This is a genomic window from Mycobacterium sp. SMC-4 (assembly GCF_025263265.1).
Classification (GTDB): domain Bacteria; phylum Actinomycetota; class Actinomycetes; order Mycobacteriales; family Mycobacteriaceae; genus Mycobacterium.
The window spans coordinates 3,125,962-3,149,631 of record NZ_CP079869.1; the positions used below are offsets into that span (position 1 = coordinate 3,125,962).

Below are 23,670 nucleotides of genomic sequence, written 5' to 3' on the forward strand. Positions count from 1 at the left end.
GGCGTCGACCTCAGACGACCGGAACTGAGCACTTCGGTTACCGAGGTTTCGAATCGGCGGATCGGTGGTACTCGCCGCCCCATGCTGGTCAAGCCGAAATACCTCACCTCGTTTTTGCTGGGCGGCGCCTTTGCCGCGGCTGTCGCGGTTGCCCCCGCGGCGATCGCTGGCGGCCCGGCCGGGTGTTACGACCCGTACGGCACCGGGTGCGCCGCACCCCCGCCGACGGATCCGGGCGTCTACGGGGCTATCCCCGGCGGACCCGCAGGCGTGGCCGGACCCGAAGGCGCAGCCGGCGCCATCCCCGGCGGACCCGCAGGCGTGGCCGGACCCGAAGGCGCAGCCGGCGCCATCCCCGGCGGACCCGCAGGCGTGGCCGGACCCGAAGGCGCAGCCGGCGCCATCCCCGGCGGACCCGCAGGCGTGGCCGGACCCGAAGGCGCAGCCGGCGCCATCCCCGGCGGACCCGCAGGCGTGGCCGGACCCGAAGGCGCAGCCGGCGCCATCCCCGGCGGACCCGCAGGCGTGGCCGGACCCGAAGGCGCAGCCGGCTGCATTCCGGGCGTGGGCTGTGCCAGCGTTCCGGCTCCTTAACGTCTCAGACAGGCGGCGGCTCGGGTAACGGCTGCCAGCGCGCGGACACCGAGGTCGTCCACCGCGGGTCGCGTCGCTGCACGAAGGCAGCGACGCCCTCGATGGCATCCGCACCGCCCATCACCCGTCGGTGCAACTCGGTTTCGAGGTGGGCAACCTGGCGAGGTCGGTAGCCCATCATCACGGTGTCCCAGAGCAGCCGCTTGGACAGCGCTGCCGACATCGGCGCGACGTGCAGTGCGATGTCGCGCGCCACGTCCACCGCCTGGTCGAGGACCTCCGAAGCGGCGACCGCGCGGCTTGCTAGCCCGAACGACGCGGCCTCGGCACCATCGAAGGTTCGACCGGTCAGCAGCAGGTCCGCGGCCACTGCGGTGCCGACCAGGTGCGGCAACGTCCAGTGCGACATGCAATCGCCGAGCACACCACGGCGTACCTGGGCGACGGCGTACTTCGCCTCCAGCGCCATGATCCGGATGTCGGCCTGCAGGGCGATGGTCAGGCCGATGCCAACAGCGTGGCCATTGACCGCGGCGATCACCGGGGTGCGCAGTTCGAATGCCGCCGGGTCCACCGGGGACGCGGTGAACTCTGCAGCGGGCGCATCGAAAGGACTCCTCGGACCCTCCACGTCGGCGCCCACACAAAACGCATCCCCGGCCCCGGTGAGTACGATCGCGCGCACCCGGTCGTCCTGGTCGCAGCGCCGGTAGGCCTCGCCGAGCAGCTCGCCCATTGCTGCTGTGTAGGCATTGCGGCGATCCGGCCTGTTCAGCGTCACGACGGCGACCCCGTCGGAAACGGAAACGGTGAGGTCGGTCATGGAGGCAAGTTTGCACCCCCGTAAGCGTGGGAACACAGGCCGCATGTTGATCAGACGTGTTGCGCGCCCCATGCTGTCAGCAGTATTCATCTCGCGTGGTGTCGAGGCGCTTCGAAGCCCGAAGCCGGCCGCTGACGCCACCCGCCAGACCCTGGAGGAGCTCAGCAAGCTGCCCGATCCGGTCGGCACCAGCATTCCGTCCGACGCCGAAACGGTGGCTCGGGTCAACGCCGCGGTGCAGATCGGCGGCGGCCTGCTGCTGGCGACGGGCAAACTGCCGCGCGTCGCCTCTGCAGCGCTGGCTTTGACCGTGGTGCCGAGCTCAGTTGGTGGCCACGCCTTTTGGAACATCTCCGACCCGGCCCGCAAGGCCGAGGAACGCCGGGCGTTCATCACCGACATCAGCCTGATCGGCGGACTGATCATCGCGGCGGTGGACACCGCCGGCCGCCCCTCGTTGGGCTGGCGCGGCCGCCGCGCTGCCCGCAAGGTCTCGGCTGCAGTGACCGGCGCCCTTCCCGTCGGCGCCGGAGCCGGTGGAGCACTGTCGGACAGCCAGCTGGCCGACAAGGTCAATCAGGGTCTGCACATCGGAGCCGACCGGGGCCGCGAACTCGCGCACATCGCCCGTGAGCGTGGCGCCGAACTCGCCGACGTCGCCCGCGACCGCGCCCCAGAACTGGCCGCAGTAGCCCGCAAGCGCGGCCACGAACTCGCCGACGTCGCCCGCGACCGCGCCCCAGAACTGGCCGCAGTAGCCCGCAAGCGCGGCCACGAACTCGCCGACGTCGCCCGCGACCGCGCCCCAGAACTGGCCGATGTCGCCCGGGAACGGGGCGGTGAGTGGGCCGAGGTGGCGCGGGCCCGGGCAGAGGAGGCGCGTGCCCGCGCCGCAGACCTGGCCGATACGGCCAACACCGAGGTCAAGAAGAAGAAGCGCTTCCGGCACTGAAGCTGAGCTTCACGAAGGAGACCGAGGCACCTCACGCTTTCGGCCCGTAGGAGTAGTCGATCCGGTCGCCGTCGACGGTGGTCACCGTGAGAGTGAACTCTGCGCTGTCGGCGCCGGCTACGACGATGCAGTCCACCGTGTTGCCTGGCCTGCCCTCCAGGTTTCCGGCACACTGCGCCGATTCGGGCCGGGTGCCGAGGTGAATCGCCAGCTCGTCGAGCAACGAATCCTCGAGCTCAGCCTTGGTCAACAGCGGCAGCAGGTCGAAGTTCATCAGCAGGCCGTCGACGCTGGTCACTTCCGCGGTGCGCGCCAGGGTCGCTCCTGCGGTGGTCACGTCGCAGACAGCGACGGCACCGGGCTCCCCGACCAGACCGGAGAAGCAGTCCACCGTGCTCGTCGATGCTGATGAGCTGTCGACCAAGCGCGCCACGCCGCGTTCCAACTGCAGCTCGGACAACGCGGGCAACATCTCGTAACTGATAGCCGAGCCGTCGACGGCGGTGACGGTGACGATCGGTTCGAAGCTGTTGGTCGCACTGAGCACCACGTCGCAGCGGGCCACCTGGCCGACCTCGCCGGCCAACGGGTCCTTGCACGTCACCGACTCAGGCTGCTGGCCCACTTCGGCCAGCCGGGCAGAGATGTCGCGCTCGAGGTCTGCCGGTGCCACCGCGGGCACCCCGTCGGGGGTGGCCACGGTGCACGCGACCAGCCCGGCAGCTGCCGACATGACCGCCAGTGCGCTGAATACGTCACGCATGTGCAGTCCCATCACCATCTCGGAGATTGCACCGGACCGTAGCAGGCCGACCGCGGATGATTGACTGCAGCGGTGAATCGACAACCAGCACTGGCGCGCCGCCTGTTCGACCGCATCGAGCCGGTCCATGCGGTCACCTATTTCGCCCCCGAGGTCCGCACCGCGCTCGACGGCCTGGGTTTCCGGGGCTTCTGGATGGGCTACTTCGCCGCGCGGTCAGCGCCGATGGGCACGGTCGCACCCGAGATCGTCACCGCGGCGTTCTACAGCTTCACCGCGCAGCGCGTCGCCAAGGCACTGCCGAGTGCCTGGGATGTCGCGTCTCCGGCCGATGCGCTGCGGGTGCGCGAGGAGTCCGCGGTCGCCGCACTGCGGCGCATGGGTGTGACCGACGACGATGCCTGCGCGGCGGCCGAACTGGCCGCCAAAGCAGCAGCCGGCGCCGACCTCGGCGGCCGGGTGCTCTTTGCCGCCAACCGGGCACTGCCCTGGCCGCGGGAGCCGCTGGCCCGGTTGTGGCATGCCGCAACCTTGTTGCGCGAACACCGAGGCGACGGTCACGTGGCGATTCTGACTGCGCAGCGACTTTCCGGACGAGAAGCCAACGTGCTGCATGCGGCGGCCGGACGCGTTTCCGAAGACATGATCAAGCGCGCCCGCGACTACGACGATGCTCAGTGGCAACACTGTCAGCAGACTCTGCAAGGCCGCGGCCTGCTCGACGCGACGGGGGCATTGACGTCGGCCGGGCACAACCTCAAGAGCCACATCGAGGACGCGACGGACGCCGCCGCGCTGAGCGCTCTCGATGCCCTCGACGACCACGAAGTGGAGTCACTGTTCCGTGTTCTCACGCCGATCACCAGGACCGTGGTTGCCGCCGGCGATGTACCGGAGAGCACCCCGATGGGGTTGAGTCGAGACGACCTTGCCGATGACAGCGCGCATCTGATCTGACGGACCGCTTCACCGCGGCGCATACATGATCAGGGCCACCCCGAGCAGTGCCACCATCGCGCCCGTCACATCCCAGCGGTCGGGCCGGAAGCCGTCGGCAACCACCCCCCACAGCAGCGAACCGGCGATGAACACACCGCCGTAGGCGGCCAGCACCCGTCCGAAGTGAGCGTCGGGCTGCAGAGCTGCCACGAACCCATAGGCACCGAGCGACATCACGCCCAGACCGATCCACAACCAACCGCGGTCCTCGCGTACTCCCTGCCAGACCATCCAGGCACCACCGATCTCGAAGATGGCGGCAACGACGAACAACGCGACGGACTTGGCTATCACCCTCTCAGCGTGCCGGGCGCGTAGACGCTAGGCAAACGCAGGTCAGTGGCAGGAGTCAGGTGGAGTCGCCGGCACATCCAGCGAAGGATTGCGGTCGAAGAAGCCGAATGGCTTGAGCCAGAACGACACCACATCGACGGGCATGATCGGCCAGTCCTCGGGTCGGGTGATGTGGTGGATGCCGAAGACGTACCACAGCACCACGTCGGTATTGTCGATCGACCGGTTCCCGGCGGTCCAGCGCGTCAAGCCAGTGTCTTCCTCAGACTGGTTGACGAATTGCCCGGCGGGCCAACGCTCGTGTGGACTGTTAGGGGTTACCCACAGGGTGTGCCCGATGACGCCTGCACGTGCGAGCACCGGGGAACCGTCTTCGAACATCGCCGGAATCGCCCCGCTGGGAATCAGCTTGTACGCCGGATGCGCACCAATGCCGGTGACGACGTTGGTGTTGACAATCTTCCACCCCCGCTGCGTGGCAAAGTCGACATCCTGCTTGCCGTCGGACTCGTTGCGCAGAGCGATATTGCGGGTTACCAGCGACAGGCCGTACGGATTGTCGGGACCGATGGGTTCGGCATACGACTCCGAGCAGAACACCGTGTTGTCGGTGCCGTCGATGTCCAGATCCAGACGGGCAACCAGAAAGTGTTGGTGGAAAGGCGCATACGTGCGCTCATCGACGATGGTGCCGTTGGGACTCGCCGCACCGGGCGGCAGCGGCGTGGTCACCATGATGCCGGTGGCGCGGACCTCGCACTCGATGTTGCCGTCCTGATAAAGCCGCCAGTACACCAGGTACTCGTAGTTGGCGACGGTCACGTGAAACGACAATGTGAGCCGACGCATCCGCCGGACCTCGGCGCCGATCTCGTGGTCGACGTGCTTCCACAGCACCGCGTTGTCTTCTTCGTGGATACAGATGGCGTTGGCAATGGTGTACGGCTCGCCCTTGCTGTTGTGCAATACCGCATCGAGGTAACGGATCTCGCCGAGACAATCACAGCCGAGAGTCAGCGAGGTGGTCATGAAACCCAGCCCCCATTCGCCGATGTCGAAGGCGGTGCGCCGGTAGTGGTCCGGCGAGGAGTCACGGTAGGGCACGATCATCTCGGCGAACGACATGCGGTGGGCCACCGAGCGTTCGCGGTCGCCGTCTCGGTAGCGCACCGTGTGCAGAGTCATCCCCTCGCGGTGATTGAATCCCACCCGCAGCGACCAGTTCTGCCAGCGCACGAGGTTCCCCTCGACCGTGAACGACGGTCCGTCCGGTTGGCTGATGTGCAGCGGCTTGAGCGGTTCTCGGCGGTGTGCGGACAGGATGCGCTCGGGGATGTGCCGGGGCACGTACTCCCCCATCACCGGTGGTGGTGTCGTCACGCCGCCGGCGAACGGCCCGTCGTCCTCGATCCGCAGGAGTTCCATCGCGTTGAGATCCAGCACGCAGTGCAGTCCGCTGATCATCTGCGCATAGGGGTTGGCGCCCGGAGCGGCTTTGAGCCATGCATCGGACCACCCGATACGCCGGTCGCGGTACTCCGGTGGGGCGACCGCGGCGCCGTAGGTCCAGGTGTCGAAGAACACCAGGTCGACGTCGGTGACACCGCGGTTGCGCAACGCGGCGATGACGTCGGGATGTGAGCGCAGCAATTGATCACACTCGCCGAACTCGTCGACGGTGAAGTTGGCCTGGACCCCGGGGATGTGTTCGAAGGCCTCGACCCCGGCCTGCGTCAACGAGACCACGGCGCGGTAGGTCGCGTTGGCGCCGCGGTCCAGGCAGATCACCTCGGCCCGGCGTGCCGGTCGTGGGCCACCCTCCTCGAACGACGCCAGGTCGGCCTTGTCGGGTTCGATCAGTTCGATTGCGGTCAGCCGCCAGCCTGGTGTGGAATCCGGGGCGGCGCGCACGCCCCGCTCGCGCGCCAGGATCGCGGCTACGGAGCGGATTTCATCTGCGCTGAGCGGGTCGAGCGGGAACACGCGCTTACGCAACCACATGGCGCCGGTAGCGGCACCACGATTGGCCGAACTCGGTGCCCGGACCTACTTCGCGGCCAGCGAGAACCCTTCCCATGCCTGGCGCCGATGCGCGTGCGGGTCGTATTCGACGCGGCGGCGCCGATCCAGGATCAGCACGGCCCGTTCGTCTTCGGTGTACTGCGGCCAATCGTGTCCTGGGGCCGCGGCCTGGGCGAATGACAGCCAGCGAGTCTGCATGTCCCTGGTGACCTTGCGGGCCGCCGCGGCGTCGGCACCGGCGGTCAGCAGTCTGCCTAACCCTGTCCGGTAGACGTTGAACACCGCGAACAACTCGGTCGCGTGGGTGGCACCCATTCCCGCCCAACGCAAAGCGCGGGTGGCGTAGTCGAATCGGTATACGTATGTGGGCGCGTGTCGGCTGTGCGACCGGGCCATCTCCCACATCGCCGAGCCGAAGATGCAGTCGCCACCGAGCCGAACACACTCCGAGGGATCCGGATAATCGGGGTAAGCCGCCAGAATGCGCTGGCGCACCTCGGGATCGGCCTGGGCCAACATCTGCTCGATGGCACGTTCGGTGGTCGGCAACAACTTCAGGAAGCGGGTGAAAAGGCGGCCCTCCTCGGCGTTGGTTCCGACAATCAGGGGGACCCGGGCCGCGGACCCGTGCCGCATCGCCTCGAACGGCTCCCGCGGCAGATATTCGGTACCGAACGTGGGGCCGATGGCGAACGCGCCGACCATATCGCGTTGTCCCTCGATGATGAGCCGGTCGAGCGCATTGACCAGCTCGGCCGGCCGCAACGCGAGCAACCTCTCGGCGGCGCTGTCCCGGTCCGCGCCCAGTATCCGGGCGAACCGGGCGGCATACTCGGCGGCCACGTCGGTCCCCCGGCTCATACCGCTGCCGGGGCTCTGCGAAATCGCTTGGGAGAACAGGCCGTGGGCATCCGGGGTGGCCAGCAGGGTGGCCACGGCATGGGCCCCAGCGCTTTCCCCGAAGATCGTGACGTTGTCGGGATCACCACCGAACGCGGCGATGTTGTCGCCGACCCAACGCAGCGCCAGGACCAGATCCCGCAGGAAAAGGTTGTCATCGATTCGTATGTCGGGCGTCGACAGCGAGGACAGGTCCAGACAACCCAGCGCGCCGAGCCGATAGTTCACCGATACGTAGACACATCCTTTGCGCGCCAGCGCTGCACCGTCATAGATCGGTGTGGCCGAACTGCCCAGCAGGTATCCGCCGCCATGAATGAAGACCATCACCGGCAGCGATGGGTCGGTGTCGTTGGGTGTCAGCCCCGCGGGCATGGTGACGTTGAGCGTCAGGCAGTCCTCGCTCATCGGCTGATACTTGCCCGGAGCCAGCATCGTGTACATGCGTTGCTGCGGGGCACAGTTGCCCAGCCCGTGACAGTACCGGACGCCCGGCCAGGGCTGCACCGGCTGCGGCGCGCGGTAGCGCAACACCCCCACCGGCGGTTTGGCGTACGGAATGGCCCGCCAGCGGTGGACACCGTCGCGGGTGAACCCCTCCACGGTCCCGGAAGTGATCTTCGCCCGGACGGTATGTTCGTGCATTCTCCGACGGTAGCGAATGCCGTCGGATTTCGACGGGCGGCCGCGTCCGTCCAGCTGACCCGGGTGGGCCGGTTAACCTGGCGGGATGCGCATCGCAGTCCTGTTCGCGCTGGGTGCTTTGAGCACGGCGTGTTCGCAGTCGGTGGGCGGCCAGCCGGAGCCGCCCACGGTGTCGGCTCCTCAGGCGACGTCCCCGACTGCGGCCACGACTGCACCCCAGACCCCCGCGCCGACCGGTGCCCAAACGCCGATACCAGCTGCGGATGCCTCAATCAGCGAGGTCATCCGCTGGGTCGAGGACGGAACTGCTGCCGACCCCACGGGTTTTCATGTCGTGTTCCGCGACGGCGTGACCACCCAGCTCGGCGAGGACATCGCGTTCACCGCGTCGGCGGGCTCGCCATTCGCGACGATGCGATGCGTCACCGACGAAGCGCTGACCTGCCTGCTCGAACTCGACGATCCACCCCCGCGACCCGAGGGCGCCGAGGGTGCCTGGAAACCGGGCTGGATCACCTTCCCGGGCACCTCGGTGCAGGTGGGCTCGCTGCGCGCGGACCCGGGCCCATTCGGCGACGGTAGCGGCCCCGAGTTGTCCGACGGGCACTCGCTGGCATTCGGGGACTATCGTTGCCGAGCCGATGCCGCCGGGTTGATCTGCGTGAACTACGCCCACCGCACCGGAGTGCGGGTCAATTCCGCCGGAGTGTCGGCATACGGTTGCCTGCAGCCGGCTCCTGCGCCACCCGACGCTGCGACCCTGTTCCGCTGCTAAAGGGCGTTCAGGAAGCCTCCCGCAGCGCCTTGTCGCGCGCATGTCTCGGATAGGCCAGGGTCATGCCTACGGCACCGACGAGCACCACAACCGGGATCACCGCCTTGGTCAGATGCACCGTGGTGGGCGACGTAGCCGCAAGATAGCCCAGTGCCGCGATGAGTGCGAACACCAGCGCCCACATCAGCGTCAGCACCTGATTGGTGCGCCGGAACGCAATCTGCTCCCTGGGTTCGCGGGGCGCCGACGGCGGCGCGTACTGCGCGGTGAACGGCTCGAACGCCAACGACACCAACGCCATCACGGCCAGGACACCGCTGGAGAGTGTGGTGGCATAGGTGTCCATCCAGTCGCCATCCTGATGGCCCAGCACCAAGCCCGCGATCGTCACCGCGGTGAAAAAGACGACGGTGACGATGTCGAGCAACCGCACCCCGGCATAGCCCGCGGACACACCGAGGATGAGCGTGGCGATCACCGCGCACATGGCGCCGAACATCCAGGTGCTGGGCCCGTCGGCCACCACCCAGTAGATGATCCACGGCACGAATCCGATGAAGGGGCTGCGCTCGAACCATCCGTCCATAGGGGGATTCAGCCTAGTCGGAAACTCCCGGTGACCAGAATCGGCGTGACGGTCTGGCCGTTGATGCTGGACTTGGGTCGACCGTCGGGGAATTCGATCGGCCCGGCCGGACCGAGGTTGCGCTTGTTGCGGACGTCGTTGCGCACCTGGAAGTCGGTCAGCCCGTCGAGGTTGAACGGATCGAAATTGCGGTCGCGGCCGCTCTGGCTGAAACCACTGAACTGCACGCCGACGGCCGAACCGTCGGGGCGCACCACCCAGGACGCCCTTACCCCGTCTGCCTCTGCGGTGTACATGCCGGCCAACCCGGAGACAGGGCTCGCCGTAAACGGGTACTCGACACCGTTCATCGTCACCACCCCGGTGACCTCGGTCCCGTCGAGTTCGGCAGCCAGCGTGTCGCGCATCCGCGAGGTCAGCTCGATCCCACCCTGGCTCTGGTCACCGAAAAACCATGCCTCGTCATCAGTTCCGTTGCACGCATAGGCGGCCACCGAATCGCCTTCGACGCTGATGCCGATGGCCATGGCCGCTCCGTCGGGCGTTGTCGCGTCGGACATGTAACGCGCGGTCTGCGGGAACGTCGCAGGTTCCGACGGCGCCTGGTTCGAACAACCGGACAGCGTGCTCAGCGCCAGGATTGCCCCGACCGCGACCGACAGTAGGTGTCTGTTTCTCATGCCAGCAGCATGAACCTACCCGGGTGGGCGCGCATGGAGATTGAGTGGAGATTGCCTGAAGATCGGCAGGTCAGATCCCCAGGAACAGCTCGACCTCGTCGCAGAAGGTGCGCCACGCCGGTTCCCCAGAGGTCAGCAGGTGGTTGTTGCTCGGCAACGCGACCAACCTGGCCTCGGGGATCAGCGATGCCAGTTCCTCGGCGTAGCGCAGCGGCACCCGGTGGTCGTCACGGGAATGCAGCACCAGAGTCGGGCAGCGCACGTGGCGGGCAAGATCGCGGACATCGATACCGGCGAACACTTCGAGGAACCGCACGGCGTTCTGCGCCGACGTCGTGCGCTGCTGCAACTGGTCGAACGCCTCCCAGTCCGCACGGGTGCCGTCGGGTAGGAATTGGGCGGCGAAAACCCGACGGAAGGCGGGGTCCGACCGACCCCAACCGACCCTCGCCAACTCCAGATCCAGTGCCGCTGCACGCTTTTCGTCATCACTGAGAGCTCGAACCGCTCGACCCTGCGCATAGGCCCCGTTGAGTACCAGCCGGCTGACCCGGTCCGGGTGACGGGCAGTGTAGGCCACGGCGACCGCACCACCCTGTGACACCCCCAGAAGCGCGAAGCGCTCCAATCCAACAGCCTCGACCACCGATTCGAGATCGGTAACCCAGTCGTCGAAGGTGAAGTCCTGGGCATGCCAGTCCGACAGACCGCAACCCCGCTCGTCGTAGCGCACGAACGTGTGGTGCGCCGAGAGATCACGCACCCAGTGACTCCACACCGGGCTCTCGATGTCGTAACCCAGATGCGTCATCCAGTTCGCCGCACGCACCAGCGGGGCACCCTTGCCGGTGACGGCGTAGGCCAGCCGCACTCCGTCCTCGGCCCGGCAGAACGCAACGTGCTGAGACGGCATCGGCGGTTCGGGTTCGGGATCCGCTTCGTCGGACAACTCCCGCAGCTGTCCGACGAACTGGTATCCACGTCCCCGAACCGTTCGAATGTAGCGTTGCGAGGCGCCGTCGTCGCCCAGCGCCCGGCGGGCGGCCTTGATCCGGCTGGTCAGGGCAGCCTCGCCGACGAAGCGGCTGCCCCACACCGAGTCCAGGAGTTCCTCTTTGGTCAGCACACGGTCGTGATGAGTGACCAGCTGCATCAGCACATCGAACACCTGGGGCTCGACCTTGATCACGGTGTCGGCGCGGCGCAGCTCATAACGCGCGGCGTCGAGGACGAAGTCGTCCCAGCGCCAGAGTCCTCCCGGCGGTTCCGCGACGGCACGACCGGCCACCGATATACCCCATTTCCGCAGGCGCAATGGTGCAAATACGGGCCAACAGTACCGACCGGAGGTCGACGACGCGGGTCGACTAACGCCACCCGTCGGCGGCTCGGGCAGCACGCATCACCGCGTCGCAGAGCTCACGCAATTCGGAGCGGTCGGCGCCCTCCTCCAGCGCGGTGACCATGTCCTCCGCGGCGCACCGCACCTGATAGACGCGGTCGGACAGCACGGCGGCTTCGTCGGCACTGAGCACGACCGCATCGGCGGGAACCGAGGTCCCCTTGACCAGCGCCCGCTGCTCGTAGGCGCGTTGCCGACACGACTGCCGGCAGTACTGGCGCCGTCGACCCAGCCCGCTGTCGGCAACTTCGCGTCCACACCAGCGGCAATTCTGGGGTCGGGTTCGCGTGCGGGTGGGGGTGGCCTGAGGCGTCACAGCCAGACTCTAAACCCAAGCCCACAGCAATCCCGGTATCATCGACGGTCGAGTCGGGTCATCTCGGGGAACTCGTGACGGCGCCTGCGCGTTGGACGTCAGTACCCGATTCGCCGTGGGGCGGAGCCCGGGAAAACGCTTTTCACAGATTTTCGCAGAGGAGTTGACGATGGCTGATCGTGTACTGAGGGGCAGCCGACTCGGCGCGGTGAGCTACGAGACGGATCGCAATCACGACTTGGCGCCGCGTCAGGTCGCTCGCTACCGCACCGACAACGGCGAGGAATTCGACGTCCCGTTCGCCGACGACGCCGAAATCCCCGGCACCTGGCTGTGCCGCAACGGCATGGAAGGCACCCTCATCGAGGGCGACGTGCCGGAACCCAAGAAAGTCAAGCCGCCCCGCACGCACTGGGACATGCTGCTGGAGCGCCGCTCCATCGAAGAACTCGACGAGCTGCTCAAGGAGCGGCTGGACATCATCAAGACCCGTCGCCGCGGTAGCTGAGCGGCTTCAGCGAGCGGTACCGCGCGCCCGGTCGATGCGGGCGCGTATCCCCCACTGCGCGACCTTGACGATCGCTTCTCGGACGGTCGAGCCGTCCATCTTCGACTGTCCGTGCTCGCGCTCGGTGAAGGTGATCGGGACCTCGACGACGGTGAACCCGGCATTGATCGACCGCCACGTCAGATCGACCTGGAATCCGTAGCCCTTCGAGTCCACCGCGGACAAGTCGATCTTCTCCAGAACTTCGCGCCGGTAGGCGCGGTATCCGGCAGTGATGTCGTGGATATCGACGCCGAGCAAGATGCGCGAGTAGCCGTTGGCGGTGCGCGACAGGATCAGGCGGCGCCGGGGCCAGTTGCAGACCTCTCCCCCGTCGACGTAACGGGATCCGATGACCAGGTCGGCGCCGTTGTCGATCTCGTCGAGAAGCCGGTGCAGCTGCTCGGGCGCGTGGCTGCCGTCTGCGTCCATCTCCACCAGCACCGAGTACTGCCGAGTCAGCCCCCACGCGAACCCGGCGAGGTAGGCCGCACCCAGACCGTCCTTCGAGGTCCGGTGCATCACGTGGACCCGGTCGGGGTCGGCGAGCGCGAGCTCGTCGGCGAGATCGCCGGTGCCGTCCGGGCTGCCGTCGTCGACGACGAGAACGTCCACGTCAGGAGCTGCTTTGTGAACCCTCGAGACGATCGTCAACAGGTTGTCGCGCTCGTTGTAGGTCGGGATGATGACCAGAGTGCGTTCGCTGGGCCGCGCAGCGGATGTGCGGTCGCCGTTCAAGCCACCGGGGACGCTCATGCGGCTCCTTTGTTGTCTGCAGTGTCGTGGGGCATTGCTCGCCGGCCCCGCGTTCTCGCCGGTACGACTGATCCATTGTGCAGTATCGCGCCGACCACACCGGCCAGCCCGAGGGCGATCAGAGCTGCCTCGACATATGGCCCGAACCGCGTCGCCGGTGTCAGGGTGGTCTTGAGGCGAAGCTGGTGGTCGAGATAAGCCGGCTCAAAGAACCCGGTGCGGGCCAGTTCGCGGCCGTCGGGCGTGATCATCGCGCTGATGCCGGTGGTGCCGGCCACCACGGCGTAGCGGTCGTGTTCGACCGCGCGCAACTTGGCGAACGTCAGCTGTTGCTCGCTCATCGACTCGTCGAACGTCGCGTTGTTCGTCGGTACCGCCAGCAGCTGCGCGCCGCTGCGCACCGACTCGCGGGCGGCCCGGTCGAAGATGACTTCCCAACAGGTCGTGACGCCGACCGGCACCCCCGCCGCGCGCACGACGCCGTCGCCGTCACCCGGGATGAAATACCCCGCGCGGTCGGCGTAGGGCGAAAGCTTGCTGAACAGGCTGCGCCACGGCAGGTACTCGCCGAACGGCTGCACGATCTGCTTGTCGTGGCGGTCGGCCGGCCCGGTGCCGGGGTTCCAGACGATCACCGAATTCGTCGAAACCGGGTTCTCTCGGCTGTAACCGGGCGCCGCGACCACACCACCGACCAGGATCGGGGCGTCGATGGCCGCTGCAGCACTCGAGATCTGCTGGGCAGCATCGGCGTTGACCAACGGGTCGATGTCCGAGGAGTTCTCCGGCCAGATCACGAGTCTGGGCCGCGGTGCCCGTCCGGCGCTCACATCGTCGGCGAGTCGCAGCGTTTCACGGACATGGTTGTCGAGCACCGCTCGCCGCTGGGCGTTGAATTCCAGACCCAGTCGCGGCACGTTGCCCTGGACTGCGGCGACCGTGACCGGTGCGTCGTCTCCGGCACCCGAGCCTGAGGTGCGCACCTGAGGCCACACCAGCGCGGTGGCAAGCAGCACCACCGCGATGCTCAGCCCGGGCAGCACGACCGCCGGGGGCGCCTCGGTCCGGGTGGTCCGGTCGCGGCGCCACCAGTCGACGATCTCGATGGTCAGGGCGGCCAGACCGAAACCGACCAGCACGGTGGCGAATGACACCAGCGGGGCACCGCCAAGGTATGCCAACGGCAGCAGCGGACCGTCGGTCTGGGAGAACCCGACGGCACCCCACGGAAAGCCGCCGAACGGCACCGTGGACTTCAACCACTCCTGCGCCAACCACAGACCCGCGAACCACAGCGGCCAGCCCGGAACCCTGCGCACCAGCACCGCAACCAGGCCGAACAGGGCCGGGAACACGGCCTGCGCCGCGCTGAGCGCCAGCCAGGGCACCGCCCCGACCAAACCGCTGATCCACGGCAACAGTGGCAGGTAGAAAGCCAGACCGAAGAGAAATCCGTACCCCAGGCCACCGGCTGCAGTGGTGTTCGGGCGGGTCAGCACCCAGCTCAGGGCCGCCACCGCCACGATCGCCATGAACCACCAACCGATCGGAGGGAAGCTGGCGTAGAGGGCCAGCCCGGCTCCGATGCTGACGCTGAGGCGGGGTGAACGGTGCGCGATGGCGCGGCCGACACGCTTTCCGAGGTGCTCAGCCATAAATCGTCACGCCTTGGCGCACGGTCTGGCGGCAGCGTGGCAGGCGACCGTGCAGGGCGGGCAGCGCAGGGACGCGAGATCGCGGATCGGTCGACCAACGCGCCACCGCATCGGCCGGTGCGGCGACATCGAACTCCTCGGCGTCCCACACCGCGTAGCTGGCCGGCGCTCCCGGCACCAACATCCCGCTGACCCCGTCGCGCACCCCGCCGGCCCGCCACCCGCCACGGGTGGCTGCGGCGAACGCCGCACGGGCCGAGATGGCACTGCCCGGGCTCTGATGGTTGGTCGCCGCGCGGATCGCAGACCAGGGATTGAGGTCGGTCACCGGTGAATCGGAGCCCAGTGCGAGTGGCACGCCTCGGGATGCTAGCAGCGCGAACGGGTTGAGCCCGCGGGCCCGGGTCGCGCCGAGACGCTGCGCGTACATGCCGTTCTCGCCGCCCCACAGCGCATCGAAGTTGGGTTGCACGCTGGCGATCACGCCCCAGCCGGCGAGCTGGGCGACCTGTTCCTCCGAGACCATCTCCAGATGTTCGAGGCGATGGCCGCATCGGGCCAGGGCCACCGCGCCGCAGCGTTCGGCGACCCGCGCCAGCGCGCTCACCACCGTTGTGACGGCCGCGTCGCCGATGGCATGGAAGCCCGCGGTGACCCCGACTTCGGTACACGCGCCGAGATGCGCGGCGACGGCGTCGACATCGAGATAGCTGTTGCCGGTCGCGTTCGGGCAGTCGGTGGGGACGTCGGCGTAGGGGTCGTGCAACCACGCCGTGTGCGAGCCCAGTGCGCCGTCGACGAAGAGATCACCAGCCAGTCCGCGCGCCCGGGTTCCCCGCAGCAGGTCACGCGCGTCGTCGGCGGTGTTCACCGCCTCCCCCCAGTAGCCGACGACCTCGACTCCGTGGTCGAAATCCCGTAGCTCTCGCCAGTCGTCGAGCCCGGAGATCTCCGGTCCGGCACATTCGTGCACGGCCACGATTCCGCACGCGGCGGCCGCATCGAGCGCGGCGCGGCGAGCGTGGTCACGCTGGATGGCGGTGAGCGCGTCGCGAGCCGCGCGCCGGACCCGGTGATGTGCGTCTGCCCTCAGCGGCGCCTGGCCGTCAGCCGCTGTCACCCCGGCCCGAGCCCGCAGCGCCGACGACGCCGCCGCCGAATGGACGTCGATCCGGGTCAGATAGACGAGTCGGTCGCCGACCAGCGCATCGAGATCGGCGGTGCTGGGCGCGTCACGTTCCGGCCACGCCGTCTCGTCCCAGCCGTGACCCCAGAGCACGCCCTCGGGGTGGGCACCGACGAAATCGGCGACCATCTGCAAGCAGTGCCGCCGGGACTGCGCGGGCCGCAGGTCCAGCCCGGTCAGCATCAGACCCGTGGAGGTGGTGTGGAAATGACTGTCGACGAATGCCGGGGCGACGAAGCCGCCGTCGAGGTCGATGATCTCTGCGTCGGGAAACTGGTCACGGCCCACGTCATCGCGTCCGATCCAGGCCACGATCCCGTCCCGCACGGCCATCGCCGTGGCATCGGGCATGGTCGGGTTGTGGATGCGCCCGTTGAGCAGCAGCGCGGTGGCGCTCACTCCGGCAGACGCGGCTGGTCAGCCCGACCCGGTGGGGGTGCGTCACGGTCGACGTCGACCACCTCACCGTCGACGGTGATCACCTCGCTGTCGACGTCAACTACTTCACCGTCGATGTAGTCGCCTCGACCAGGGCGGCCCGCAGCCGCCGAGCCCATCGTGCTCACGCCGACGATCAGTGGGGCGCGCCGTGCCGCCAGCGCGGTGACCAGGGGGCGCGCCGCGGCACGGGTCGGTGGCAGCAGCAACAAGGCGCCCAGAACGGAGCTGGCGAGGCCGGGGATCACGACGAGCACCGTACCGAGTGCGACCAACACGCTGTCAGTGACGGCGCCCTGCGCCTGGCTGAGGGTCAGACCCGACCGCAACCGACGGACGTGACGGCGCAGCTGTGAGCCGGCCAGTGCCAGACCGATCACAAAGGTGCCGGCGAACAACAGCACGGTCCATCCGAAGCCGATCGTCGACGCCAGCGCGACCAGCACGGCCAGCTCGACGACCGCGTAGAGCAGAAACAGCCTCATCGCCATAGTCGGTTAACGCTCGGCCGCCGCCTCGGGTTCCTGGCTGGGTTCCCAGCTCAGGCCGGTGGCGCCTGGACCTCGATCGCGGCGTGCACCTTGTCGATACCGCCGCGCAGCATCGCTTGCGGGATGAAGTACCAGGCGTGGTTCCAGTACCGGCGAATGATCAGGTTGAACACCCGCCGCGTCTCGGATTTCGGCAGCATGCGAGCCACCGCGTCGACCGGCTCTCCTTTCACCTTGCCGAGTACCCCGCACTTCTGGATGGTCACGCGGGGCGTGTTCTTGATCCGCTTGGTCTTCCAAGAACCGTCGTCGGTGATGATCAGCAGCTTGTCGCCCTCGGGCACGCCCCAGACCGGTGTGGGCTTCGGCTTGCCGTCCTTGGTGAAGGTGGTCAGCAGCAGGTACTTCTCGCGGTAGACGTCCTGGAAGGTCGGAGCGGCCATGGCAGAGCTAATTGACCGGTTTGATCTCGATCGAAACGTTTTTCTCCATGCCGCCGCGAAGCTTCGAAAAGAAGTTGAAGGTCTTGCCGAGCAGTCCGTACCGCTTGCCCAGCGCGTCGTAGGTGGCGCCGTTGGCTGCCTTGTCCAGGACCTGTGCGGTTGCCTCGACCGCTTCTCCCTTGGGCTTGCCCGCCCGATCACATCGGGCGATGGTCACCCGGGAGGTATGGCGCAGACGTTTGACCTTCCACGATTTCTCCTGGGTGATCGCGATCAGTCCGTCGCCGGATGGCGCCGCCCAGATCGCGGTCGGCTTGGGCCGGCCGTCCTTGGTGAACGTGGTGAGCAGGATGTACTCCGACTGTGCGACGTCGGCGAAGGTAGCGGTCATGCCGCCAATCTAACGTCGGTGTTCAGGCGGCGTGTGACTGCCGCGGCGCTCTGGCGAACCCGAGTTGACGTTCCCTGCGTGGGATCGCCGCCCAGTTCCGTAACCTCACGGAGATTTCCCGTCGAGATTGCGCCGCTGTGTTACGTAACCGCCCCGAACACGGTTCCGTCCGGTCCCGACAAGGCGTCAGCCCTCCAGATCGCCCTCTGTCTCGAGGAGGACCTGTCGGAGACTGTCCAGCGTTGCCGGTTCAGGAGCAGCCCACAGTCCGCGACCGGCGGCCTCGAGAAGGCGCTCTGCCATGCCGTGCAACGCCCACGGGTTCGACTCGGCCATGAACTTGCGGTTCTCGTCGTCCAGAACGTAGCTCTGTGAGAGCTGCTCGTACATCCAGTCGGCCATCACGCCGGCAGTGGCGTCGTAGCCGAACAGATAGTCGACGGTGGCCGCCATCTCGAACGCCCCCTTGTAGCCGTGGCGGCGCATCGCGTTGATCCACCGCGGGTTGACCACCCGCGCACGGAACACCCGGGTCGTCTCCTCGCTCAGCGTGCGGGTGCGCACTGCGTCGGGTCGGGTGTTGTCGCCGATGTAGGCGGCGGGATCCTTGCCGGTCAGCGCGCGCACGGTGGCCACCATGCCGCCGTGATACTGGAAGTAGTCGTCGGAGTCGGCGATGTCGTGCTCGCGGGTGTCGGTGTTCTTGGCGGCGACGGCGATTCGGCGGTAAGCACGGTTCATGTCGTCGGTGGCCGGGGCGCCGTCGAGACCGCGGCCGTAGGCGAAGCCGCCCCATGCCGTATAGACCGCAGCCAGATCGGCATCGTCTCGCCAGTTGCGGCTGTCGATCAACTGCAGCAGTCCGGCGCCGTACGTGCCGGGCTTGGAGCCGAAAATCCTGGTGGTGGCCCGCCGTTGGTCACCGTGCTCAGCAAGGTCGGCCAACGTGTGGGCGCGCACGAAGTTGTCTTCGGCGGGCTCGTCGAGCTCGGCCACCAGCTGCACGGCGTCATCGAGCAGCGCCACGACATGCGGGAAGGCGTCGCGGAAGAATCCGGAAATTCGCACGGTGACATCGATGCGTGGACGTCGCAGCTCGGCCAGCGTGATCGGCTCCAGACTCACCACGCGTCGAGATGCGTCGTCCCAGACCGGCCGAACTCCCAGCAACGCAAAGACTTCGGCGATGTCGTCGCCGGCTGTGCGCATCGCCGAGGTGCCCCACACCGACAACCCGACCGACTCCGGCCACCGGCCATGATCGCTGCGGTAACGCTCCAGCAGCGAATCCGCCATCGCCACACCGGTTTCCCATGCCAGTCTCGACGGCACGGCCTTGGGATCGACCGAGTAGAAGTTGCGCCCGGTGGGCAGCACGTTGACCAGTCCGCGCAGCGGGGATCCCGACGGTCCTGCCGCGATGTAGCGCCCGTCGAGCGCACGCAGGATCTGGTCGATCTCGGCGGCTGTTCCGGCCAGCCGCGGTACCACCTCGGTCGCCGCGAAACGCAGGATCGCGGCCACGTCGGCATCATCGGTCAGCGAGTCGACCACCGCCGAATCCCAGCCGCTGTCCTGCAGCGCCACCACGAGCTCGCGGGCGCGAGCCTCTGCCTCGTCGACGGCGACACGCTCGTCGGTGCCATCCTCGGCCAGGCCGAGCGCCTGGCGCAGCCCGGGCACGGTCTGCTCCCCACCGAAGAGTTGACGGGCCCGCAGAATCGCCAGCACCAGGTCGACTTCGTCCTCACCCTGGGGAGCGAGCCCGAGTATGTGCAAACCGTCGCGAATCTGGACGTCCTTGATCTCACAGAGCCAGCCGTCGACGTGCAGCAGCATGTCGTCGAAGGAATCCTCGTCGGGCCGGTCCTCGAGTCCGAGGTCGTGGTCCATTTTCGCGGCTCGCATCAGCGTCCAGATCTGCTGCCGGATGGCCGGCAGCTTGCCCGGGTCCAGGGCCGAAACCGTCGCATGCTCGTCGAGCAGCTGCTCCAGCCGCGCGATGTCGCCGTAGGTTTCCGCCCTGGCCATCGGCGGGATGAGGTGGTCGACCAAAGTGGCGTGGGCTCGGCGCTTGGCCTGCGAACCCTCCCCTGGATCGTTGACCAGGAAGGGGTAGATCAGCGGGAGATTCCCCAGCGCGGCATCGGTTCCGCAGGACGCCGACATGCCCAGCGTCTTGCCGGGCAGCCATTCGAGGTTGCCGTGCTTGCCGAGATGAACGACAACATCAGCTTTGAAAGTCGAGGAGCTGTTTCCGAATTCACCACCGAGCCATCGATATGCCGCAAGGTAGTGATGGCTGGGCGGCAGGTCGGGGTCGTGGTAGATGGCCACCGGATTCTCGCCGAATCCGCGCGGCGGCTGGACGAGGATCACGATGTTTCCGCTGACCATTGCGGCGATGACGATCTCGCCGTCCGGGTCGCGGCTGCGGTCGACGAACAGTTCGCCGGGCGGCGGGCCCCAGTGCTCGATGATCGCGTCGGCCAGATTCTGCGGCAGGGTGGCAAACCATGCGCGGTAATCCTTGGCGGACACGCGAATCGGGTTTCCGGCCAGCTGGCTGTCGGTGAGCCAGTCCGGGTCCTGACCGCCCCGTTCGATCAGGGTGTGGATCAGCGCGTCACCATCGCCGGAGGCGATGATCGTGCCAAGGTCACCGGAGGCCAGCCCAGGGACCTCGCCAATGTCGTAGCCGGCATCACCCATGGCCTGCAGCAGCCGAATCGCACTGGCCGGGGTGTCCAGACCCACGGCGTTGCCGATCCGCGCGTGTTTGGTGGGATAGGCCGAGAAAACCAGCGCCACCCGCTTGTCTGCGGGAGCAACCGAGCGCAACCGGCCATAGCCGACCGCCAGTCCGGCCACTCGGGCACACCGCTCGGGATCGGCAATGTAAGAGATCAGACCTTCGTCGTCAATCTCCTTGAACGAGAACGGGACAGTAATGATGCGGCCGTCGAATTCGGGTACCGCGACCTGGGTGGCGACATCCAGCGGGGACATGCCGTCGTCATTGTTGTCCCAGTCCGACCTCGAGCTGGTCAGACACAACCCCTGCAGAATCGGCACGTCCAACTGGGCCAGATGGGCAACGTTCCAGGTGTCGTCCGCTCCTCCGGCCCCGACCGCCGCCGGGGTGGCGCCGCCGGCAGCGAGCACCGTGGTGATCAGCACATCGGCGGTTCCGAGCAGCCGCAGCAGCTCGTCGTCAGCGGTGCGCAGCGATGCGCAGAAGACCGGAAGCGGCACGCCTCCGGCGTTCTCGATCGCATCGCACAGCGCCTCGATGTAGCCGGTGTTGCCGGCGAGATGCTGTGCGCGGTAATACAACACCGCGACGGTGGGCCCGGGCCGCTGAACAGATCCGGCGGCGGGCCGCTGCAGCAGTCCCCAGGTGGGCGTGGCGACCGGTTCGGCAAAGCCGAACCCCGTCATCAGCACGGTGTCGGAAAGGAAGGCGTGCAGGTTCTTCAGGTTGGGCACCCCGCCCTGGGCGAGGTAGATGTGAGCCTGCAGCGCGACACCTGCTGGAGTAGTGGAGTGCGCCATCAAGTCTGCGTCGGCAGCCTGCTCGCCGCTGACCACTACCGTCGGGATACCGGTGGCGACCACCGCGTCGATGCCGTCCTCCCAGGCGCGGTAGCCACCGAGAATTCGGATGACCACAACCTCGGATCCGGAGAGAAGCTCGTCGAGCTCACCGTGGACCAACCGCGTCGGGTTCGCCCACCGATACGGCGCGCCGCTGGCCCGGGCGGTGATCAGGTCAGTGTCCGACGTGGACAACAGCAGAACGGTGGGCGCGTTGTCAGCGGGGGCGACGGGCTCTGTCACCCCCTATTCGTACCGTACGGACGCGCCGCCGCCAGACGCCCGTCAGCGGTGCGGGTTCCAGCGGGCGTACCAGGTCTGCCCGTAGGGCAGCCCGAGAAAGCCGATGAGCGCGAGGACGACAGCGGCGATGACGATGACGGACAGCATGAGGAGGTCCTTTCCGGCGTCCCGCGACATCGCGGGTCGACACGCCAGACGGTACCGCCGGTACCGGGTTTTCAGACGATGGTGTGCGGGACGGAACTGTCCGCTCAACGAAGTGGCGCTCGTCACAACCAATGTCACTGCGGGGTCAGTTGGCGTTCGCCCGCGCGCTGGGCACCCCCACCCGGGCGCACCCGACGGTGACCTCGCGCGGGGCCGCGGTGCTGCCCATCGACTCGCGCTACGACAAGGCCAACAGCTGGCACACCGACGTGACGTTCGTCGACCGGATCCCGAAGGCGTCGCTGCTGCGGGCCGTCACCCTGCCGCCCTACGGCGGCACCACTGCGTAGGCGTCGACGGAGGCCGCCTACGACCAGCTGCCGGCTCCGCTGCGCGTGCTCGCCGAGAGCCTGTGGGCGGTACACACCAACCGCTACGACTACGCCGCCGACACCGAACGCCAGTACCGGGCCCAATTCGTTTCGGACTACTACGAAACCGAGCATCCGGTGATACGTGTGCACCCGGAGACGGGCCGGCGGGTGCTGCTGCTCGGTCAGTTCGTCAAGCAGTTCGTCGGTCTGGGCGCCACCGAGTCGAATGCACTGTTCTCGCTGCTGCAAACGCGAATCACGCAGTTGGAGAACACGATCCGGTGGCACTGGGAACTCGGCGACCTGGCCGTGTGGGATAACCGCGCCACCCGGCACTACGCCGTCTCCGACTACGACGACCAGTTCCGGCGCCTCAACCGGGTGACCCTGGCCGGCGACGTCCCGGTCGACGTGCACGGCGCGCCCAGCCGGGTCATCGCCGGGGACGCCTCCACGAATTCGCAGGTCGTCACCCCGGTCCGGCTGGCCGGTTGACAGCGGCGGGACTTGTACCGTGGACAGGTGGCCAGATCGCGGGACGATGACGCCTGTCCGGGCGCGCTGCAGACCCACTCCGCCGCCGACGGCGAGTTGGCCCGTGTCCGGCTGCCCGGTGGGGTGCTGGGCGCTGCGCAGTTGGAGGCGATGGCGCTGGCCGCGATCGACCACGGCTCGGCCACGCTGGAACTGACCTCCCGCGGGAATCTGCAGATCCGCGGCGTGCAGGACACCGGGGCGGTCGCCGCGACGCTCGTGGCGGCCGGGCTTCTGCCCTCGCCGACACACGAACGGGTGCGCAACATCGTCGCGTCACCGCTGTCCGGGCGCTCCGGCGGCCTCACCGACACCCGGGGGCTGGTGGCCGCGCTGGACGCGGCGATCCGGCAGGACCCGCGTCTGGCGGAGCTGCCGGGGCGGTTCCTGTTCGGCCTCGACGACGGCCGCGGCGACGTGTCCGGACTGGCCGCCGACGTTGCCGTCCATGCCGTCGGCGACGCCACCATGGCGGTGCTGCTGGCCGGCCGCGACAGCGGATTGCGGGTGGCACGCGACCAGGTGGTGGGCACACTCACGGCGTTGGCACATCGATTCCTCGATGTGCGCGGAACGGCGTGGCGGGTGGCCGAACTCGCCGCCCCGGAGGCCGTGCTCGACCGAGAGCCCGACGCGCCACCGGGGGCCACGTGGCCGGCACGGACGCGGCCACCCGTCGGCTGGATCGAACAGGACGACGGACGCGTCACGCTGGGCGCCGCGGTGCCCCTGGGCGTGCTCGACGCCCACACTGCACGATTCCTGGCCGCGGTGGCATCACCGATGGCCGTCACGCCATGGCGGTCGGTCCTGCTGTTCGACCTGGACGAAGGTGTCGCCGACACCGCGTTGCGGGTGCTGGCCCCACGGGGCCTGATCTTCGACGAGAACTCGCCGTGGCTGGACGTCTCCGCGTGCACCGGCGTTCCCGGCTGCGCTCGGTCTGCAGCCGATGTGCGCGCCGACGCTGCGGCCGCGGCTCGCGCCGCCGGCCCCGCAGAGGTGACTCACCGCCACTACGTCGGGTGCGAACGGGCGTGCGGCAGCCCCGGCGCCGGGCAGGTGCTGATCGCCACCGGAGACGGTTATCGACCGTTGTCGGGCCACCTCTAGGGTG

At 68.0% G+C, this 23,670-nt stretch carries 22 protein-coding genes and 1 pseudogene; 7 read left to right on the forward strand and 16 right to left on the reverse strand.

Annotated elements, in window-relative coordinates; all coding sequences use genetic code 11:
• Positions 1 to 81 precede the first annotated feature (81 nt).
• Positions 82 to 594 (forward strand): hypothetical protein, encoded by a 513-nt coding sequence (locus KXD98_RS14890; RefSeq protein WP_260759153.1) that lies wholly within the window; start codon positions 82 to 84, stop codon positions 592 to 594.
• 4 nt (positions 595 to 598) lie between these two features.
• On the opposite strand, the gene KXD98_RS14895 is transcribed toward KXD98_RS14890, so the two are convergent.
• The gene (locus KXD98_RS14895; protein WP_260759154.1) at positions 599 to 1,417 is read right to left on the reverse strand and encodes an enoyl-CoA hydratase/isomerase family protein; all 819 of its coding nucleotides are present in this window, start codon (positions 1,415 to 1,417) and stop codon (positions 599 to 601) included.
• Between the two features lie 43 nt (positions 1,418 to 1,460).
• On the opposite strand from KXD98_RS14895, the gene KXD98_RS14900 reads away from it, so the two are divergent.
• The gene (locus KXD98_RS14900; protein WP_260759155.1) at positions 1,461 to 2,369 is read left to right on the forward strand and encodes a DoxX family protein; all 909 of its coding nucleotides are present in this window, start codon (positions 1,461 to 1,463) and stop codon (positions 2,367 to 2,369) included.
• Positions 2,370 to 2,400: 31 nt separating this feature from the next.
• Here the strand turns inward: KXD98_RS14900 and KXD98_RS14905 are convergent, their stop codons facing one another.
• Positions 2,401 to 3,150: a DUF4333 domain-containing protein gene (locus KXD98_RS14905; protein WP_260759156.1), complete on the reverse strand. Its 750-nt coding sequence runs from the start codon at positions 3,148 to 3,150 to the stop codon at positions 2,401 to 2,403.
• Between the two features lie 54 nt (positions 3,151 to 3,204).
• Here KXD98_RS14905 and KXD98_RS14910 point away from each other — a divergent pair, with 54 nt between their 5' ends.
• Entirely contained in the window at positions 3,205 to 4,089 is an 885-nt protein-coding gene (locus tag KXD98_RS14910; protein ID WP_260759157.1) for an SCO6745 family protein, read from the forward strand.
• Between the two features lie 9 nt (positions 4,090 to 4,098).
• On the opposite strand, the gene KXD98_RS14915 is transcribed toward KXD98_RS14910, so the two are convergent.
• From KXD98_RS14915 to KXD98_RS14925, 3 genes are read right to left on the reverse strand one after another with little or no spacing between them, the layout of a single operon-like run.
• The gene (locus KXD98_RS14915) at positions 4,099 to 4,425 is read right to left on the reverse strand and encodes a YnfA family protein (protein WP_260759158.1); all 327 of its coding nucleotides are present in this window, start codon (positions 4,423 to 4,425) and stop codon (positions 4,099 to 4,101) included.
• Between the two features lie 42 nt (positions 4,426 to 4,467).
• On the reverse strand, positions 4,468 to 6,426 hold the full coding sequence (locus KXD98_RS14920; protein WP_260759159.1) for a primary-amine oxidase: 1,959 nt from the start codon (positions 6,424 to 6,426) through the stop codon (positions 4,468 to 4,470).
• A gap of 45 nt (positions 6,427 to 6,471) precedes the next feature.
• Positions 6,472 to 7,992 carry a carboxylesterase/lipase family protein gene (locus KXD98_RS14925; RefSeq protein WP_260759160.1) on the reverse strand — a complete coding sequence of 507 codons (1,521 nt, stop codon included), beginning with the start codon at positions 7,990 to 7,992 and terminating at the stop codon, positions 6,472 to 6,474.
• An 85-nt stretch (positions 7,993 to 8,077) separates the two neighbouring features.
• Between KXD98_RS14925 and KXD98_RS14930 the strand changes: the two genes are divergently transcribed.
• Positions 8,078 to 8,767: a hypothetical protein gene (locus tag KXD98_RS14930; protein WP_260759161.1), complete on the forward strand. Its 690-nt coding sequence runs from the start codon at positions 8,078 to 8,080 to the stop codon at positions 8,765 to 8,767.
• Between the two features lie 7 nt (positions 8,768 to 8,774).
• On the opposite strand, the gene KXD98_RS14935 is transcribed toward KXD98_RS14930, so the two are convergent.
• From KXD98_RS14935 to KXD98_RS14950, 4 genes are all read right to left on the reverse strand, one after another.
• Positions 8,775 to 9,353 carry a hypothetical protein gene (locus tag KXD98_RS14935; RefSeq protein WP_260759162.1) on the reverse strand — a complete coding sequence of 193 codons (579 nt, stop codon included), beginning with the start codon at positions 9,351 to 9,353 and terminating at the stop codon, positions 8,775 to 8,777.
• Positions 9,354 to 9,361: 8 nt separating this feature from the next.
• Positions 9,362 to 10,033 (reverse strand): hypothetical protein, encoded by a 672-nt coding sequence (locus KXD98_RS14940; RefSeq protein WP_260759163.1) that lies wholly within the window; start codon positions 10,031 to 10,033, stop codon positions 9,362 to 9,364.
• A gap of 70 nt (positions 10,034 to 10,103) precedes the next feature.
• Complete coding sequence (locus KXD98_RS14945) at positions 10,104 to 11,321, reverse strand: alpha/beta fold hydrolase (RefSeq protein ID WP_260759164.1); 1,218 nt, start codon at positions 11,319 to 11,321, stop codon at positions 10,104 to 10,106.
• A 79-nt stretch (positions 11,322 to 11,400) separates the two neighbouring features.
• Entirely contained in the window at positions 11,401 to 11,751 is a 351-nt protein-coding gene (locus tag KXD98_RS14950; RefSeq protein ID WP_260759165.1) for a hypothetical protein, read from the reverse strand.
• Between the two features lie 169 nt (positions 11,752 to 11,920).
• On the opposite strand from KXD98_RS14950, the gene KXD98_RS14955 reads away from it, so the two are divergent.
• Complete coding sequence (locus KXD98_RS14955) at positions 11,921 to 12,259, forward strand: RNA polymerase-binding protein RbpA (RefSeq protein WP_260759166.1); 339 nt, start codon at positions 11,921 to 11,923, stop codon at positions 12,257 to 12,259.
• A 6-nt stretch (positions 12,260 to 12,265) separates the two neighbouring features.
• On the opposite strand, the gene KXD98_RS14960 is transcribed toward KXD98_RS14955, so the two are convergent.
• The 7 genes from KXD98_RS14960 to cobN all read right to left on the reverse strand — a co-directional run bounded on the left by KXD98_RS14960 (position 12,266) and on the right by cobN (position 21,498).
• The gene (locus tag KXD98_RS14960; RefSeq protein ID WP_260759167.1) at positions 12,266 to 13,054 is read right to left on the reverse strand and encodes a polyprenol monophosphomannose synthase; all 789 of its coding nucleotides are present in this window, start codon (positions 13,052 to 13,054) and stop codon (positions 12,266 to 12,268) included.
• Positions 13,051 to 14,709, reverse strand: coding sequence for an apolipoprotein N-acyltransferase (lnt, locus tag KXD98_RS14965; RefSeq protein ID WP_260759168.1), 1,659 nt, complete (start codon positions 14,707 to 14,709; stop codon positions 13,051 to 13,053). The genes KXD98_RS14960 and lnt overlap by 4 nt, the downstream gene beginning before the upstream one ends.
• Positions 14,702 to 16,246 carry an amidohydrolase gene (locus tag KXD98_RS14970; RefSeq protein WP_260765208.1) on the reverse strand — a complete coding sequence of 515 codons (1,545 nt, stop codon included), beginning with the start codon at positions 16,244 to 16,246 and terminating at the stop codon, positions 14,702 to 14,704. The genes lnt and KXD98_RS14970 overlap by 8 nt, the downstream gene beginning before the upstream one ends.
• A 44-nt stretch (positions 16,247 to 16,290) precedes the next feature.
• On the reverse strand, positions 16,291 to 16,824 hold the full coding sequence (locus tag KXD98_RS14975) for an FxsA family protein (protein WP_260759169.1): 534 nt from the start codon (positions 16,822 to 16,824) through the stop codon (positions 16,291 to 16,293).
• A gap of 50 nt (positions 16,825 to 16,874) precedes the next feature.
• On the reverse strand, positions 16,875 to 17,267 hold the full coding sequence (locus KXD98_RS14980) for a PPOX class F420-dependent oxidoreductase (protein WP_260759170.1): 393 nt from the start codon (positions 17,265 to 17,267) through the stop codon (positions 16,875 to 16,877).
• 7 nt (positions 17,268 to 17,274) lie between these two features.
• The gene (locus tag KXD98_RS14985) at positions 17,275 to 17,658 is read right to left on the reverse strand and encodes a PPOX class F420-dependent oxidoreductase (RefSeq protein WP_260759171.1); all 384 of its coding nucleotides are present in this window, start codon (positions 17,656 to 17,658) and stop codon (positions 17,275 to 17,277) included.
• A 186-nt stretch (positions 17,659 to 17,844) separates the two neighbouring features.
• On the reverse strand, positions 17,845 to 21,498 hold the full coding sequence (gene cobN / locus KXD98_RS14990; protein ID WP_260759172.1) for a cobaltochelatase subunit CobN: 3,654 nt from the start codon (positions 21,496 to 21,498) through the stop codon (positions 17,845 to 17,847).
• A gap of 287 nt (positions 21,499 to 21,785) precedes the next feature.
• Here cobN and KXD98_RS14995 point away from each other — a divergent pair.
• Positions 21,786 to 22,514: pseudogene (locus KXD98_RS14995) on the forward strand (TauD/TfdA dioxygenase family protein); the annotation flags it as partial.
• 27 nt (positions 22,515 to 22,541) lie between these two features.
• Entirely contained in the window at positions 22,542 to 23,666 is a 1,125-nt protein-coding gene (gene cobG, locus KXD98_RS15000; RefSeq protein WP_260759173.1) for a precorrin-3B synthase, read from the forward strand.
• The last annotated feature ends 4 nt before the right edge of the window (positions 23,667 to 23,670 follow it).